The organism is Anaeroplasma sp., assembly GCF_034179385.1.
GTDB lineage: Bacteria > Bacillota_I > Bacilli_A > Acholeplasmatales > Anaeroplasmataceae > Anaeroplasma.
Genome location: NZ_JAXFPY010000100.1, coordinates 1 through 14,030, shown reverse-complemented (window position 1 = coordinate 14,030; position 14,030 = coordinate 1). Strand labels below are relative to the sequence as shown.

16 protein-coding genes, 1 other RNA gene and 1 riboswitch are annotated in these 14,030 nt (G+C 31.5%); of the genes, 12 read left to right on the top strand and 5 right to left on the bottom strand.

The genetic code is table 11. The annotated features are described in order from the left end of the window. The 5 genes from SPJ17_RS06820 to metA form a co-directional block, all read right to left on the bottom strand. Positions 1 to 732, bottom strand: a 732-nt coding sequence (locus SPJ17_RS06820; RefSeq protein ID WP_321093975.1) for a tyrosine-type recombinase/integrase, incomplete at its 3' end; no start/stop codon positions are given. After that, a complete protein-coding gene (locus SPJ17_RS06815) occupies positions 716 to 1,693 on the bottom strand; it encodes a tyrosine-type recombinase/integrase (RefSeq protein ID WP_321093973.1) in 978 nt (325 codons plus the stop codon). The genes SPJ17_RS06820 and SPJ17_RS06815, both read right to left, overlap by 17 nt. Further along, a complete protein-coding gene (locus SPJ17_RS06810) occupies positions 1,693 to 2,922 on the bottom strand; it encodes a site-specific integrase (RefSeq protein WP_321093970.1) in 1,230 nt (409 codons plus the stop codon). Before SPJ17_RS06810 ends, SPJ17_RS06815 begins: the two co-directional genes overlap by 1 nt. A gap of 63 nt (positions 2,923 to 2,985) precedes the next feature. Continuing rightward, a complete protein-coding gene (locus SPJ17_RS06805; RefSeq protein ID WP_321093968.1) occupies positions 2,986 to 3,648 on the bottom strand; it encodes a reverse transcriptase domain-containing protein in 663 nt (220 codons plus the stop codon). 559 nt (positions 3,649 to 4,207) lie between these two features. After that, a complete protein-coding gene (gene metA / locus SPJ17_RS06800; protein ID WP_321093965.1) occupies positions 4,208 to 5,140 on the bottom strand; it encodes a homoserine O-succinyltransferase in 933 nt (310 codons plus the stop codon). A 107-nt stretch (positions 5,141 to 5,247) separates the two neighbouring features. On the opposite strand from metA, the gene rnpB reads away from it, so the two are divergent. The 12 genes from rnpB (at position 5,248) to SPJ17_RS06740 (ending at position 13,811) form a co-directional block, all read left to right on the top strand. Further along, positions 5,248 to 5,577, top strand: an RNA gene (gene rnpB / locus SPJ17_RS06795) — RNase P RNA component class B. A 243-nt stretch (positions 5,578 to 5,820) separates the two neighbouring features. Continuing rightward, positions 5,821 to 7,146 carry a hypothetical protein gene (locus SPJ17_RS06790; protein WP_321093962.1) on the top strand — a complete coding sequence of 442 codons (1,326 nt, stop codon included), beginning with the start codon at positions 5,821 to 5,823 and terminating at the stop codon, positions 7,144 to 7,146. Positions 7,147 to 7,216: 70 nt separating this feature from the next. Beyond that, on the top strand, positions 7,217 to 7,573 hold the full coding sequence (locus SPJ17_RS06785; RefSeq protein ID WP_321093960.1) for a hypothetical protein: 357 nt from the start codon (positions 7,217 to 7,219) through the stop codon (positions 7,571 to 7,573). A 328-nt stretch (positions 7,574 to 7,901) separates the two neighbouring features. Then, positions 7,902 to 9,734, top strand: a complete 1,833-nt coding sequence (gene lepA, locus SPJ17_RS06780) for a translation elongation factor 4 (protein ID WP_321093956.1) — start codon at positions 7,902 to 7,904, stop codon at positions 9,732 to 9,734. A 1-nt stretch (position 9,735) separates the two neighbouring features. Then, positions 9,736 to 10,773: a M42 family metallopeptidase gene (locus SPJ17_RS06775; protein WP_321093953.1), complete on the top strand. Its 1,038-nt coding sequence runs from the start codon at positions 9,736 to 9,738 to the stop codon at positions 10,771 to 10,773. 110 nt (positions 10,774 to 10,883) lie between these two features. Next, the gene (locus SPJ17_RS06770; protein ID WP_321093951.1) at positions 10,884 to 11,327 is read left to right on the top strand and encodes a hypothetical protein; all 444 of its coding nucleotides are present in this window, start codon (positions 10,884 to 10,886) and stop codon (positions 11,325 to 11,327) included. A gap of 61 nt (positions 11,328 to 11,388) precedes the next feature. Continuing rightward, positions 11,389 to 11,486: riboswitch (TPP riboswitch) on the top strand. Positions 11,487 to 11,558: 72 nt separating this feature from the next. Then, positions 11,559 to 12,236, top strand: a complete 678-nt coding sequence (locus SPJ17_RS06765; RefSeq protein WP_321093947.1) for an energy-coupled thiamine transporter ThiT — start codon at positions 11,559 to 11,561, stop codon at positions 12,234 to 12,236. Continuing rightward, positions 12,217 to 12,714 (top strand): hypothetical protein, encoded by a 498-nt coding sequence (locus SPJ17_RS06760; protein WP_321093945.1) that lies wholly within the window; start codon positions 12,217 to 12,219, stop codon positions 12,712 to 12,714. Before SPJ17_RS06765 ends, SPJ17_RS06760 begins: the two co-directional genes overlap by 20 nt. Positions 12,715 to 13,033: 319 nt before the next feature. After that, positions 13,034 to 13,198: a hypothetical protein gene (locus tag SPJ17_RS06755; RefSeq protein WP_321093943.1), complete on the top strand. Its 165-nt coding sequence runs from the start codon at positions 13,034 to 13,036 to the stop codon at positions 13,196 to 13,198. Next, on the top strand, positions 13,185 to 13,331 hold the full coding sequence (locus tag SPJ17_RS06750) for a hypothetical protein (protein ID WP_321093941.1): 147 nt from the start codon (positions 13,185 to 13,187) through the stop codon (positions 13,329 to 13,331). Before SPJ17_RS06755 ends, SPJ17_RS06750 begins: the two co-directional genes overlap by 14 nt. Next, positions 13,312 to 13,437, top strand: coding sequence for a hypothetical protein (locus SPJ17_RS06745; RefSeq protein ID WP_321093939.1), 126 nt, complete (start codon positions 13,312 to 13,314; stop codon positions 13,435 to 13,437). The genes SPJ17_RS06750 and SPJ17_RS06745 overlap by 20 nt, the downstream gene beginning before the upstream one ends. Next, a complete protein-coding gene (locus SPJ17_RS06740; RefSeq protein WP_321093936.1) occupies positions 13,437 to 13,811 on the top strand; it encodes a hypothetical protein in 375 nt (124 codons plus the stop codon). The genes SPJ17_RS06745 and SPJ17_RS06740 overlap by 1 nt, the downstream gene beginning before the upstream one ends. Positions 13,812 to 14,030: the final 219 nt, after the last annotated feature.

Genomic DNA, 14,030 nt, shown 5'->3' with positions numbered 1-14,030 from the left:
GTATTTATCTACTATGTATTCAATTCCATCTCTATTCATTTGATTATTAAATTTGTTTAATATTAGATAATTATCATTTAAATAATTTTCGTTTAAACATTTTTTAATATATTTTTTTATTATGTTTGAAGTAGTATTATCAATTGGAACAATTCTTGATTTATTTCCCTTTCCATTAAGTTTAATGGTTGTTGTCTCGCCAAAATATATGTCTTTTAATTTGATATCACATAGTTCCTGTACTCTAGCACCGGTATCATATAATACAGCTAATATCATTTTATGTTTTAATCCGGTAATAGAATTTTCATTCGGACAATTAATTAATTCTCTCATTGTATCAATTTCAAGATAACCAACGACCTTACTTGAACCTTTTGCTGGTTTGATTGAAATGATTTCTTGTAACTGCCTTAATAATTCAGGGTTTTCTATTTGACAAAATTTAGAGAAACTTTTGATTGCCGCTAATCGTTGATTAGCTGTAGAAATCGAACAGTCTTTTCTAATATATTTCAGAAAACCAATAATCAATTCTTTATTGAAATTTTTCATATTAAATCTTTCAATTTCATAATTTAGTTCATCTTTAATATAAATTAAAAATAATTTAATAGTGTCACGATAAGAATAGATTGTATTTTTTGAAAAATTTCTTTGAAAAGGTAAGTAATCACCTAAGAAATTAGTGATATTTTTACTAAAATCAGTTGGCTTAGTAATACTCATCATTCTCTACCTCCTGTTCTATTATAATATCTCCTAATTTATTTTTCAGTTTTGAAACCAATGTTGGAAACAATGATTCAGTTAATTTAATGTAATATGCTGTTTCCTTATATGTTTCGTGACCTAGCATGACTCTTAGGTACTCCATTTTATTTAGTAAAGGTTTCTCATCTAGTATCCATTTTTTAATGATATTCACACAATAAGTGTGTCTAAAATCGTGTATTCTAGGACCTTTGCCCGTATGTGATATTCCTGCTATATTTAAATACCTTCTAAAATTTTTGTATAAATTACCATTTGTCATTTCTCTACCTGGGTATAACATAAAAAAATATTCATCTTCATTAGAATCATTATGTATTGCCTTTCTTATTTCAGAACATTTTTTTGCTAAATTAGAATGTATAGGTATAAGTCTATCTTTGTTATTTTTACTATTTTTAACTACTAAATAACACTCATCCTCATGCATATCTTTAACCCTTAATAGCCTAAGTTCCGATACTCTCATGCCACTTGTATATAATATTCGAAAGAATACTGGCATTATAAGCGACCTATATGGACATTCACTTGGAACGGATTTACTCAAATCTACAGCTTTAAAGAATCTTTGAATTTCATCATCAGTATAAATATGCGCTTCATATCTATTACCTTTCTTATATATTCCTTTTGGTGGAACATATGATTTTATGCCAATTTCATTTAGATATGTAGTAATAATGCGTAAGGAAGAAACTCTATGATTTCTATTATTAATGGTTTCCCAAGTCCGTTTTGCACACCATTTATCACATATTTCTTTTGTTAAAGCTTTATTTGAACAATTATTTTCAATTAAAAATTTATCAATTCTTAAAAACACATTAAATTCTACTTCATACTTCAAACCTTTAGCTCTTTTTAATGCTATTAGATCATTAAGCTCATCTTTAATAATACTTTTAAATTCGCTCATTATGCAATTTCTCCCTCGCATAAGTCTAATACACATTCTCTTAATTTTTCTAAATCATTTTTTAAGTATATTGCAGTAATGTCAATACTAGAATGTCCCAAGAGTCCAGAAATAACTGGCAAATTGACACCATTTTCAAGTAAAAGTGTAGCTGCAGTATGACGTAATGAATGAAATCCAGCTTTGTGTTTTTTTAAATCCAGTCCAGCTTTTAATGCATATTTTCTAATAATATGACTTAAGTGATTATTTTCACAAAATATATCAAAAGGTGGCATATGTTTTATGAAGATATATTCTGTATCATAAAACTTTGGTCTTGCATTCTTGATGTAATCAATTATTGCCAAGCCTACTTTCTTATTTAGTGGATTTGTGATTGGGTTTCCCGTCTTAGATTGAATAAATGAAATAGTATTTTTTCTCCAATCGATATCCTTAAATTTTAATTTACGAATATCCGATATTCTCATACCTGTTAATGTAGCTAATATAATCATTGCATAATCACGTTTACCGATTGGACTATTTCTATCGATAACAGCTAATATGGATTTTATTTCTTCTGTAGTCCATGCTGAAGGAACTTTAGTTTGCTTAGACATTTTAGGCATATGAATTAAAACGGATATATCATCTGCAATTACTCCTTTGTCATATAGAAATCGAATTAGATTTCTGATGCCACATAGTTCCAATTCAATTTTTTTAAAAGAATACCCAGAAAGAGAAATAATATAATCATTAATGTTTTTCATCATTACATTACTTAAAATTATATTCTTTTGTTGTAGAAAATCCAAAAAGTGCAGGGAAATTTTTATATAATGATTTTGAGTATTTTTAGAAAAACTACTATTAGTTATAAATTGAAGATAAGAATCATAATATGATTTATAATTTGAATTTAACTCAAATTTTGCTCCCTTAGAATAATATCTTCTAGTTAAAACCCCATAAAGTTTATAATCTTGAATCATATTAATATTTCTTAAAAGTTGGACTTCGCGTTGCTTCAGATTTTTATTATCAAATCTTGTGCTGAATTGGTATTTATCTTCCAAAAATTGGAGTCCATATTCGATTGAAAATTCTTCGGTTCCAAATTTTTCAATCATATAAGCGGCTAATTCTTTCCATACACGAACATATGTATGAATAGTTGTTTGTGTATAGTTATTCAGGGTCATTAGCTCAGTTAAACCCTTGATTGCATAATTAATATTCATAAGTTTGATCCTTTCTAGACTTTATTAAGTCTATTTAAAATCAAACATATTATGCCGAGATAATCAAGAAAGATTCGATACCGTTATATATATTCTCGGCATAATATTTAACTCCGCATAAGGAGGTTTATGTCGATATCGGCATAAACCTCCCTGCGGAACTCCAATGGTAGTTGATGAAACTAAGCCATTATCCATTACTCCTGCTTGTAAGAACTTACGTATTAAATGAACTGTATGACTATCATTTACTTGTTCCCTTAGTATTGAGATTAATTTATCGTGATTTACTGTATCAAAGTACTTTTCGATATCCAAATCGATTACCCATTCAAATCCTTCATTAAGATACTCTAATACCTTGCCTATTGCCGTGTGACAGTCCCTATTAGGTCTAAAGCCGTAAGAGTACTCACTAAATACATTTTCGTATATTGGTACTAATCTTTGGGCTATTGCCTGTTGTATAACCCTATCAACCACAGTTGGTATTCCTAGAGGTCTTAATTTGCCATTGGATTTTGGAATATATACTCTTCTTACGGGCTGAGGCTTATATGTCTTATTCATAATAGAAGAAATAATTTCTTCCCTATGTTCATTAAAGTATGGCTCGAGTTTGTCAACTGACATTTTGTCAATGCCACTTGCCCCCTTATTTGCCTTTACTCTTTTGATTGCCTCATTTAAGTTTTCAACACTCAAAATCTCTTCGATTAAGCTCATTTGCTGCTCCTCCTCCATTTGTAAATGTATTTGGAATCATCCTCGACTACTTTATCATCATTGGTTACGCTCCAATGTTATAGACTATCTCATCTTACAGATTATCCAAATATTGCTTATAGTGATTCGCACTATATAAACATTAGGTCCTTTAGTGGTTGGCATCCACCTACTACGACCTCAGCTGACTCCTCATCAATTCACCTTTTTCGTTAGAGTTTACTATATTCGTTTTAAGACATCTAGACATCTCTTTGATGAGGTCTCCCGGGGTAATTCACTAATCTTTCATCCCACAACCTCTTGATTTACTGTTTTGGTTTTACGTTTACCATTAGGACTTCAGTTTGATATGCAACCTTATCCACTTACCATTTAGCCTCATCAAGTTTCTGTTCGTAGGCTCAAGGATTTTGCTACACCACTTCCTTCACCCCAACATCACTGTTTTCGGTTTGTGGTTCGCTACACTTGGCGGTAAATACCCGTGACTGGACTTTCACCAGCAAGATTAGTGCCATGCCCGGCACACATAATAAAAGAAGAATAGGCGTAATGTCTATTCTTCTTCTTGATATTTTATCTTAGGATTTTTAAAATCAAATGGTGTTATTTGATATACATAATAATTTAACCAGTTATAATATAGGATATTTGCAGTAGATCTCCATAAAACATCCACATCGGTTTTATCCTCATTGAAATAATTTAGAGGCTCGTGAATAGGTAGATTCTTAGATAAATCTCTTTCATATTCACTTTTTAGAGTGTATTTATCATATTCTAAATGACCTAAGACAAATACCTGCTTTTTATCTCTAGATCTTAATATGGTTGTTCCACATTCTTTAGATGTACATAGAGGAATTAATTCCTTACAGGATAATAAATCCTCCTCCTTATTATAGGTATGTCTTGATTGTGGTACATAGAAGATATCATCAATACCATTTAATAATACTTCATGAATTACAGCCTTTTTATGCCTATAAACACCAAATAGCTTTTCAGGTAGTGGATATTTTTTAATTCCATAGAAGTAATTTAAGGCAGCCTGTGCACCCCAACAAATAAACATTGTGGATGTAACATTTGTTTTGGTAAATTCAAAGATTTCCTTTAATTCCTCATAATAATCGACATCGTTAAAATCTAAATGCTCTACAGGAGCTCCTGTAATAATCATTCCATCGAAGTTTCTACCCTTGATTTCATCAAATGTTGTATAGAATTTATCTAGGTGAGAAGCACTCGTGTTTTTTGATTCATGGCTCTTAGGTGAAATTAATGTTAAATTCACCTGTAAGGATGAATTGGCAAGAAGTCTACATAATTGTGTTTCTGTTTGAATTTTTGTAGGCATTAAATTCAAAATTAAAATATCAATAGGACGAATGTCCTGAGAGTCTGCACGCTTTTTGGACATGACGAAGATATTCTCATCTTTTAAAATATTATATGCTGGTATATCCTTTGGTATAATAATAGGCATATTGTCATCCCCTTTTAAAAATTTGATAACATTATAGCACATTTTTATTTATGTTTCTATAAAATTATATTATTGCATAATTTATAAAATTATGTATAATATTTTTGGTAGTTGGGTAATCGAGCAGAAATGTTAGGAAAGTCCATGCTAGCACAGGCTGTGATGCCTGTAGTGTTTGCGCTGGTTTAATAAATAAGGCCAGGCACCTTATGGTGACGGCGAATCTAGCCTAAGTCTATGATATGGTAAGGATTCATAAAGTGCCACAGAAACGATACTTTTGGAAACAAAAGAGTGAAACGTTGGTAAACCCCACAAGCTAGAAACCCAAATTTTGGTAGGGGAGTCTCCAAGGCCGAATAAGAAGGCATGAGGAGGAAGGGAAACCTTAGATAAATGATTACCGCTCTTATGAGTACGGAACATGGCTTATAGACTACTACTTTATTTTAAGGCTCTAGGAGCCTTTTTAATTTTTTGAGTCATAAATTCTAAATTGAAATAGTATTATAAGGATTGAATTCTATTTTCTAAGGACGAAAAGATGAATTGTTATTTAATAAAGTAGGCAGTAGTAAATATACGAAGTAGCTTTCGATAAAAAATGAAGAATATCATTGATTTTTTACAAAAATAACACTATAATTGATTTAGAAAAATTAAAAGATGAGAGATATAAAATGAAAAGATTTAAATGTTCTTGTGTTGGCATATTTTCTTGGATTATTGCTATTATGCTTTCTAATGGGGTTGATTATGAGATTGCAAAATTAGTGAGCGATGATCCATATATGGTAAAAAGCTTCATTGAGGAAAATTTTATTGAATTTGTTAATAAAGTGAACGAGGATACTGGCGCAGATTGGAATGCGAATAGCATTGAAAAAGACTTTCCAATAACAATTAATTATTTAGGCTCTGAAATAGAGGGCGTTTTTTTAGACTTTAATGATGATAATGGATATGCAGTTTTGGGCGACAAATATATGTTTTATGACTTCGTTTTAAATGGAGAGTCACCATATTTTAATATTGATGCTAATGAGTATTATTATGCAAACAATAAGTATTTTTATAAGAATGATTCATCGGAAATAATTGATGTAAATGAAGAAGAATATGCTCAATTGTTTTGTGGAACAGTAGATGATGGGCACTCAAACAAGGATACTGGCTGTGGGAAAATTGTAGATGTAGATAAATATTTGAATTATCATTATGGTTCGGGTTATAGTTTGGTTTCACAAAACTCATTGAATATGAAAGGCTATAGGCAATACGAGCTATCAGTTTATTATGAGAATGAAATCATTGACAATAAAAAAATTCCTTGTTCAGAATCAAATTGCTGGGCTGTATCGGCATATAATTTGTTGCAGTATTTACAACAAACTAGGATGCCTAATATGCCATCGGAAAATGACACTTATAGGTATTCTGCTACGGATTGGGAGTTAAGAATATTTCAGAATTATTATGATGTTGAAATCGGTCATCATGGTCGTATCGTTTCCACTAAAAATAGAACTGAAAAATTGAATTATGGGGATGGACAAACATGTTATAGGATTGAAGCTGAAAGAACAAAGAATTTTTCACGTTTATGGGGTGAAATCAGAAAGTATTGTAATGATAAATGGGGAAAAATAAATTATGGTATGTTAATTGAAACATCAGAGATAATAGAAGTTATAGCGAAGAAATATGGCTATAATATTGATGCAAAGGAACATTATGATTGGGCATATTATTGTTCTAGTGGGTGTAAAGAAATCGATCAAGGTAAACCCATATTGTGGTCTACATTGAACGGAACATATGGTAGTCACACAATGGCTGTTTGTGGTTATAAAACATTTGAAAAGAAGACTGGTTGGTGGATATTTCAAACGGTTGACACAAAAGTCTTTTATGAACTTCGTGATGGACATGTGTCTTATCCTAGATATTACGATATGTCGGGGCATGTTGGATTTGCAGGTATAGTTTCGGTGGATATATGGTGATGATATGAAAAAGATATTTGGTATAATTTGTTTATTGTTCATAATAATTCTTAGTGGTTGTCAGAATGAAATGAAACAACGTGCATATGAGATAGGAAGAACCGAAAAAATTGGTGAAACTGAAATTTTGGTTGAACGTAATACGGAAAGTGAATGCTTTATTATTCATGTTAATAATTTAAAATATGAAACGAAATTTGAATTCTTATTAACAATAGATTTAAAAAGAATAGATGGTTTAGAGTTTTATGATGTAACAAAAGGGCAATCTATTTCTTCTATTGAAAACTATACGATGAAAGAAGACTCTATTTATAATATTTCATATAAAAACATTTCAAATTATTATAAGAATGAGATTAAAAGAGATAATTTCCAAATAGAATTTTATGGAGAATTATGGGTAATATATAAAGATTTAATGTAATACAATCTTGAAAGGAAAATATGAAGCCTAGATGATGTTATATAAAATATAGAAAAGTGACGTCCCCCTAAAGTTTGATTAGAGTAAATTCTAGAAAGACTAAAGGGGATTTTTATATGCTTTAAAATTAATCCGCCAAGTTTATTGTCAAGTTCTATTATAATCACTACAATCACCTCAAGTAGTGACTATATTATATGGTACATTTTATCTTGACTTAATTGGTACAATTTATTTTGAAACATTCACTTTCGTTAAACCTATTTATTTTTATTGAAAATAAATATGGTTTTTGTTACAATACTTTTGTGAATGTGAGGTGAAGAATATGGAATTTGATATTAAGAAATTAAAGGAACGTCAAGCAAAGATTAGAAATTTCTGTATTATTGCCCATATTGATCACGGTAAAACTACCTTATCGGATAGAATTTTAGAGATTTGTGATTCTGTAGAATCAAGAGAAATGCAGGAGCAATTATTAGATTCTATGGAGCTTGAAAGAGAAAGAGGAATTACCATTAAGCTTAATGCAGTTTCCCTAAAATATAAGGCGAATAATGGAATTGAATATGAATTTCATTTAATTGATACCCCAGGTCATGTCGATTTCACCTATGAGGTATCTAGATCCTTAGCTGCTTGTGAGGGCGCAATATTAGTTGTTGATGCAACCCAGGGTGTAGAAGCACAAACCCTAGCGAATGTGTATTTAGCTTTAGATAATAATTTAGAGATTTTACCATTAATTAATAAAATTGATTTACCAAGTGCGGACCCAGAGCGCGCGAAGCATGAAATTGAGGATGTCATTGGACTTCCTGCCTATGAGGCTGTATTAGCCTCTGCAAAAACAGGAGTTGGTGTAAGAGATATCCTAGAGCAAGTCGTAAGCTATGTTGCAGCCCCAAGTGGTGATATTTTAGCTCCAACAAAGGCTTTAATCTTTGATAGTGCCTTTGATTCTTATAGAGGAGTAGTTGTCTTAGTTTGCGTAAAAGAGGGTATCATTAAGCGTGGCGATAAGATAAGATTTATGGCAACTGGTGCGGAATATACAGTAGTTGAGCTTGGTGTTAGAACACCAAAGGAATCTCCAAGAGACTATTTAATGGCGGGTGATGTTGGATATCTAACCGCATCCATTAAGGATATCAATTTGGTTCATGTAGGTGACACAGTTACGGTATGTGATAATCCTGCAAGTGTTGCCCTACCAGGCTATAAGCAGATGAATCCTATGGTATTCTGTGGACTATACCCAATCGATTCAAAGCAATACCAGGATTTACATGATGCCCTAGATAAAATGAAATTATCGGATGCATCCTTAATTTATGAGCCTGAAACCTCTCAAGCCCTAGGCTTTGGCTTTAGAACAGGCTTCTTAGGATTACTTCATATGGATATCGTAAAGGAAAGAATTTCAAGAGAATTTGGTATAGATTTAATCGCAACAGCTCCATCTGTAAATTATCATGTATATTTAACGGATGGTTCTATGGTATCTATCGATAACCCATCTGAGCTTCCTGAGGCATCCAAATTAGACCGCATTGAGGAGCCATTTGTTAAAGCTACGATTATGACTCCAACAGAATATATTGGCGCTGTAATGGATTTATGTCAAAAGAAGCGTGGCTTCTTTATCGATATGCAATATGTAGAAGAAACAAGAGCGGTCATTCATTATAATATGCCACTTTTAGAAATTGTATATGATTTCTTTGATAAGCTAAAAAGCTATACAAAGGGCTATGCCTCCTTTGATTATGAGCTTGGAGATTATGAAGCATCTAAGCTTGTAAAGATGGATGTTATGCTAAATGGAGATGTCATTGATGCCTTGTCCATTATCGTTCATAAGGATTTTGCCTACGATAGAGGAAGAATTTTAGTTGAAAAGCTTAAGGAGATCATCCCACGCCAGCAATTTGAGGTGCCTGTTCAGGCTGTAATCAACCATAAGGTTATCGCAAGAAGTGATATTAAAGCCTTACGTAAGGATGTTTTAGCTAAGTGCTATGGTGGAGATATTTCAAGAAAGAAGAAGCTTTTAGAAAAGCAAAAGGAAGGTAAAAAGAAGATGAAGGCCATTGGTACAGTAGAAGTACCACAGGAGGCATTCTTAGCGATTTTATCTACCGATGAGGATAAATAATATGATTGAATTTGATTTAGATTATTTTAAAGAAATTGCAAGAGAAATATTTTTATGTGATTCTCCAACAGGATTTACACATCATGTAATTGAATTAATTAAAAAGAAAATTGATGCCCTTGGATATAAAACAAGGGTGTTAAATAATGGTGCTTTAGAGGTATCTATCGATGGTGTTGATACTTCAAAGATTGTTGCCACAAGTGCCCATGTCGACACCCTAGGCTTAATGGTAAGAAGCATTAAAGCAGGTGGCACCCTAGCTCTAACGAAGCTTGGAGGTCCTATTACTCCAACACTAGATAGTGAATATTGTAAGATTTATACAAGAGATGGCAAAATATATAAGGGTACTATTTTATCTACATCTCCTGCAACACATGTGTATCCTGATGCGAATACAAAGCCAAGAGATATCGATAATTTAGAGGTTAGAATTGATGAGGTCGTTCATTCTAAGGAGGATGTAGTAGCACTTGGAATTGAAAATGGCGATATCGTATGCTATGACCCTAAATTTGAAATTACAGATTCAGGCTTTTTAAAGACTAGATTCATAGACGACAAAGCATCTGCCGTTGTATTATTAATGCTATTAAAATATGCAAGTTGCCATAATTTAAAATTCAAATATAATACAAAGATTTATTTTGTCGTATATGAAGAAGTAGGACACGGTGCATCTATGGTAGATAAAGAAATTTCTGAATTTGTTACCCTAGATATGGGCTGTGTTGGTCTTGATCTTGCTGGAAACGAAGAAGCTGTTTCCATTTGTGCTAAGGATTCTGGTGGTCCATATGATTATGAATTAACCTCAAGATTAATTCATCTTGCGAAGGAAAATAATTTAAATTACACCGTAGACATTTTCCCATTCTATGGAAGTGATATTGGCGCTGCATCTAGTGCGGGTGTAGATTTTAAGGGTGCTTTAATTGGTACTGGCGTATCTGCGAGCCATGGTATGGAAAGAACCCATATTAAAGGTATTGAAAATACATTAAAGTTAATATATTTATATTTAATCGCCAAATAGTATTCTATATAAATCTGTAGAACAACCAATATTCACTTGAAAACGCTTGCAAAAGGATTCGTGTTATGTTACAATAACACGCGGAATGTATCAAACCAAAGGAGAAGTTTATGGAATTTAAGAATACAAAATATTTAAAAAATGCCGAGGTTGAATTAAGACTTCGCGAGGCAGTTAAGTCCGTAGAAAAGTTTGGTGGAGTACCAGTATATTATTTTGACATAATGAATTGTGATGGAAATAAGGTTGGTACTTGTGAGCTTAGAGTAGGACATAATGATGAATTATATTATTATGGTAATATTTTATGTGAAATAGAACCTAGATACCAAGGTAGACATTTTGCATATAAGGCAACAAGATTATTGTTATTACTTGCAAAGGATCATAAAATGGGATATATCTCTGTAACCTGCGCTAAGGATAATGTAAAGATTAAATCTACATGTGATATGCTTGGAATGAAGCTACTTGAGGAATGTGATCTTCCTTTAGACCATCCAATTCGTAACATTGGTGGTAAGGATGCTTCAATCTATGTATTAGATTTATAAGATTAAGGGGATTTTCCCCTTTTTTCTTGCAATAATAACAAAATGGTCTTATAATATTTACTGTCATATTAAGGGGAGCCTTTGGCTGAGAGGAATTGATATTCGACCCTTGACCTGATCTAGGTAATGCTAGCGTAGGGAATAATGTGAAGGTATTTTTAAATATGCTTATTATTATCCTTTTTAGCAATGTCCTAGCGGACATTTTTTGTTTTTTAGAGGAGGTAAAAAATGAAAACAAAAAAGTTTTCGGTAAGAGTGCTTGCTGAGATAGCAATATTTGCAGCAATCGCTTATGTCCTTGATTTATTTCAAGGTATTTGGTTTAAAGGCATTTGGCCTAATGGAGGATCTATTGGTGTTGCCATGGTGCCTATCTTTGTAATTTCTTATAGAAGAGGATTAATACCAGGATTAATCTGTGGTTTAATTGTTGGTATTGTTCAAATGTCTGGTGGAGTTTATGCTGTAACAGGTAAAAACTTTGATAGTGCATTCATGCAGACTATGGCACCATTCATTCAAATATCCTTAGATTATGTTTTAGCCTATTTCTTGGCTGGTTTTGCAGGTGCATTTGCTCAATTCTATCAAAAGGGTAAGGATTTTAAAACAAAGGTATTTTGGATCACTCTTGGTACAGTCGTTGGTGGAGGATTAAAATTCTTAGCACATTTTGCTGCTGGATATTTCTGGTTGAACACTTCTGATTCATTCTGTGGAATTAGTAGTGATTCTATGGTATTCTCCTTTGTATATAACGGAACCTATTGCTTCCCTAATATCATTTTATCTACATCCATTATGGTTTTAATTGCCAAAATTGCTCCATTCCTACTTGATGTAAACTACAAGAAGGAAGAAGAGGCTATAGAGGAGGAAAAGGAAAATGAAGTTGAACAAGCGTAGTTTAATTATTTCTATTGCATCCTTAGCATTAGGTCTTGCTGCATTTATAACATTCTTAGTTCTATTCATTAATAGCTATGAAGCATCTGGAGAATATTCTTATGAAAAATATGATGGTACATTAATGTTTGAATCCGATTTTACATTTAATCAAGATTATGCCATAGGAATCATTTTAGGCATCGTACTCATCTCCTATGGTGTGTATGCATTATATAAGGTATTAAAAGAAAATAAGGAGACAAATCTTGCACTCTATGCATCTTTATCCGTTGGCTCTTTAATTGTTGGAATCTATTCCTTCCAGGTATTTTTTAAGGAATTAATTAAATGTCAAATTAAGAATAAGACCTTTAATTATTTAGATTATCATATGTATCTATATACATCCATTTTATTCTTAGCTATACTTACAGTATCCTTAATCCTTCTTATAAAATATATGAAGAAGAATAAGATTACTATATTTAAAAAGTAAATAAATATATAGAAATAGGAATCTGCGGCATGATTCCTATTTTTGGTTCTTTAAAATCATGCTTTTTTATATTAATGATTAGATTTGATTTTATTTCATTATCTATTCATGTTTATAAATCAAGCTTCTAATTGATACACCTAAAACTAAAGAATCAAATAGAGATATTCCATTATCATCTGAGTTAGTTGAAGTCCTTTGCACCATTATTTAAGGTGGTTAAGAGAGAATACTTTCTTCTAACTAATGATGATAAACCAACAAAACCTAGAACTTATAAGAATTATTTTTAAAGGCTATTAAAATCACGGTAGATGGATTGGCAAAAATAAATATTGTTTATAGTGTTTCTATAGATGATGAAAAAGTATTAAAACTATTTGAATATGCTTCTTTAAAGAGAATAGAAATTGTTGTTCCTGACAATATTTTAAAAGAAAGAAATGTTGTAAATAAGGAGGTAAAGTCAAATGGGCAGAAGTAAAAATGGTGGACTAGGATTTGGAATAAGCTTTGGAAGTCAAGGCAGTATTTCATGGTCATTACTAGATAGTAAAATTGATAATCTAACAAAAAAGGCCAAAAGAGAAGTATGTTATGATAAAGTGGGTATCTAAAAAAGATTGGTTTGATGCAATAAAAGCACGAAAATCAGGTACTGCAACTAAGAAACAAATAGAATTATTAGACAAAGGACACTATAGGAAAGGAAGAAAAAAGTAATGAAAGAATTAGATTTATATGAAGGCTTTGAAGAATGTGATGAATACGATTTCATAGCTGTAGATGAAGATGAAAATGTAATATATTTCATTAAAACTTGGGAAGGATTTGTTGATGAAATTTTTAGGGATCCCGATTTGTCTGGAAAGGGTTGGGTAGGTTTTACTAAACTATACCAAGAAGGAATTCTAAATGATTCTTATACAAGAAATAATCCTTTTATAGTTGACAATAATGAGGATTTTTACAATGATTTATTGAATTATAAGAATCTTCATCTAGAAAACGAAGCTAAGAAATTATATGAAGGATTATTGGAATTAACAAAATTATGCATTGATAAGCATTATAAGATTTATTTAGCTATTGAATAATTGATTTTTATCGCTGCTTTGGTACTAGAAATGAATTAAATATACCCTACGTTTCAATTTAATAAGTAGATTATTCTCGTTAGCAGAAGCATGTTTAATAGTTTGAACAATAGTGCTCCTTAATTTTGATTTGCCAACGAGTCCACAATGTGGGCAGCAAATATTTGTTTGTTTAATTAATTTTAAAACTATGATATGATTAGTAGTGGAAGGATCATA

Coding starts and splice junctions, on each gene's coding strand:
- SPJ17_RS06790 (WP_321093962.1), top strand. CDS start 5,821: ATGAAAAGATTTAAATGTTCTTGTGTTGGCATATTTTCTTGGATTATT.
- SPJ17_RS06750 (WP_321093941.1), top strand. CDS start 13,185: ATGGGCAGAAGTAAAAATGGTGGACTAGGATTTGGAATAAGCTTTGGA.
- SPJ17_RS06760 (WP_321093945.1), top strand. CDS start 12,217: ATGAAGTTGAACAAGCGTAGTTTAATTATTTCTATTGCATCCTTAGCA.
- SPJ17_RS06775 (WP_321093953.1), top strand. CDS start 9,736: ATGATTGAATTTGATTTAGATTATTTTAAAGAAATTGCAAGAGAAATA.
- metA (WP_321093965.1), bottom strand. CDS start 5,140: ATGCCTATTATTATACCAAAGGATATACCAGCATATAATATTTTAAAA.
- SPJ17_RS06810 (WP_321093970.1), bottom strand. CDS start 2,922: ATGAATATTAATTATGCAATCAAGGGTTTAACTGAGCTAATGACCCTG.
- SPJ17_RS06805 (WP_321093968.1), bottom strand. CDS start 3,648: ATGAGCTTAATCGAAGAGATTTTGAGTGTTGAAAACTTAAATGAGGCA.
- SPJ17_RS06765 (WP_321093947.1), top strand. CDS start 11,559: ATGAAAACAAAAAAGTTTTCGGTAAGAGTGCTTGCTGAGATAGCAATA.
- SPJ17_RS06815 (WP_321093973.1), bottom strand. CDS start 1,693: ATGAGCGAATTTAAAAGTATTATTAAAGATGAGCTTAATGATCTAATA.
- SPJ17_RS06745 (WP_321093939.1), top strand. CDS start 13,312: ATGATAAAGTGGGTATCTAAAAAAGATTGGTTTGATGCAATAAAAGCA.
- lepA (WP_321093956.1), top strand. CDS start 7,902: ATGGAATTTGATATTAAGAAATTAAAGGAACGTCAAGCAAAGATTAGA.
- SPJ17_RS06740 (WP_321093936.1), top strand. CDS start 13,437: ATGAAAGAATTAGATTTATATGAAGGCTTTGAAGAATGTGATGAATAC.
- SPJ17_RS06785 (WP_321093960.1), top strand. CDS start 7,217: ATGAAACAACGTGCATATGAGATAGGAAGAACCGAAAAAATTGGTGAA.
- SPJ17_RS06770 (WP_321093951.1), top strand. CDS start 10,884: ATGGAATTTAAGAATACAAAATATTTAAAAAATGCCGAGGTTGAATTA.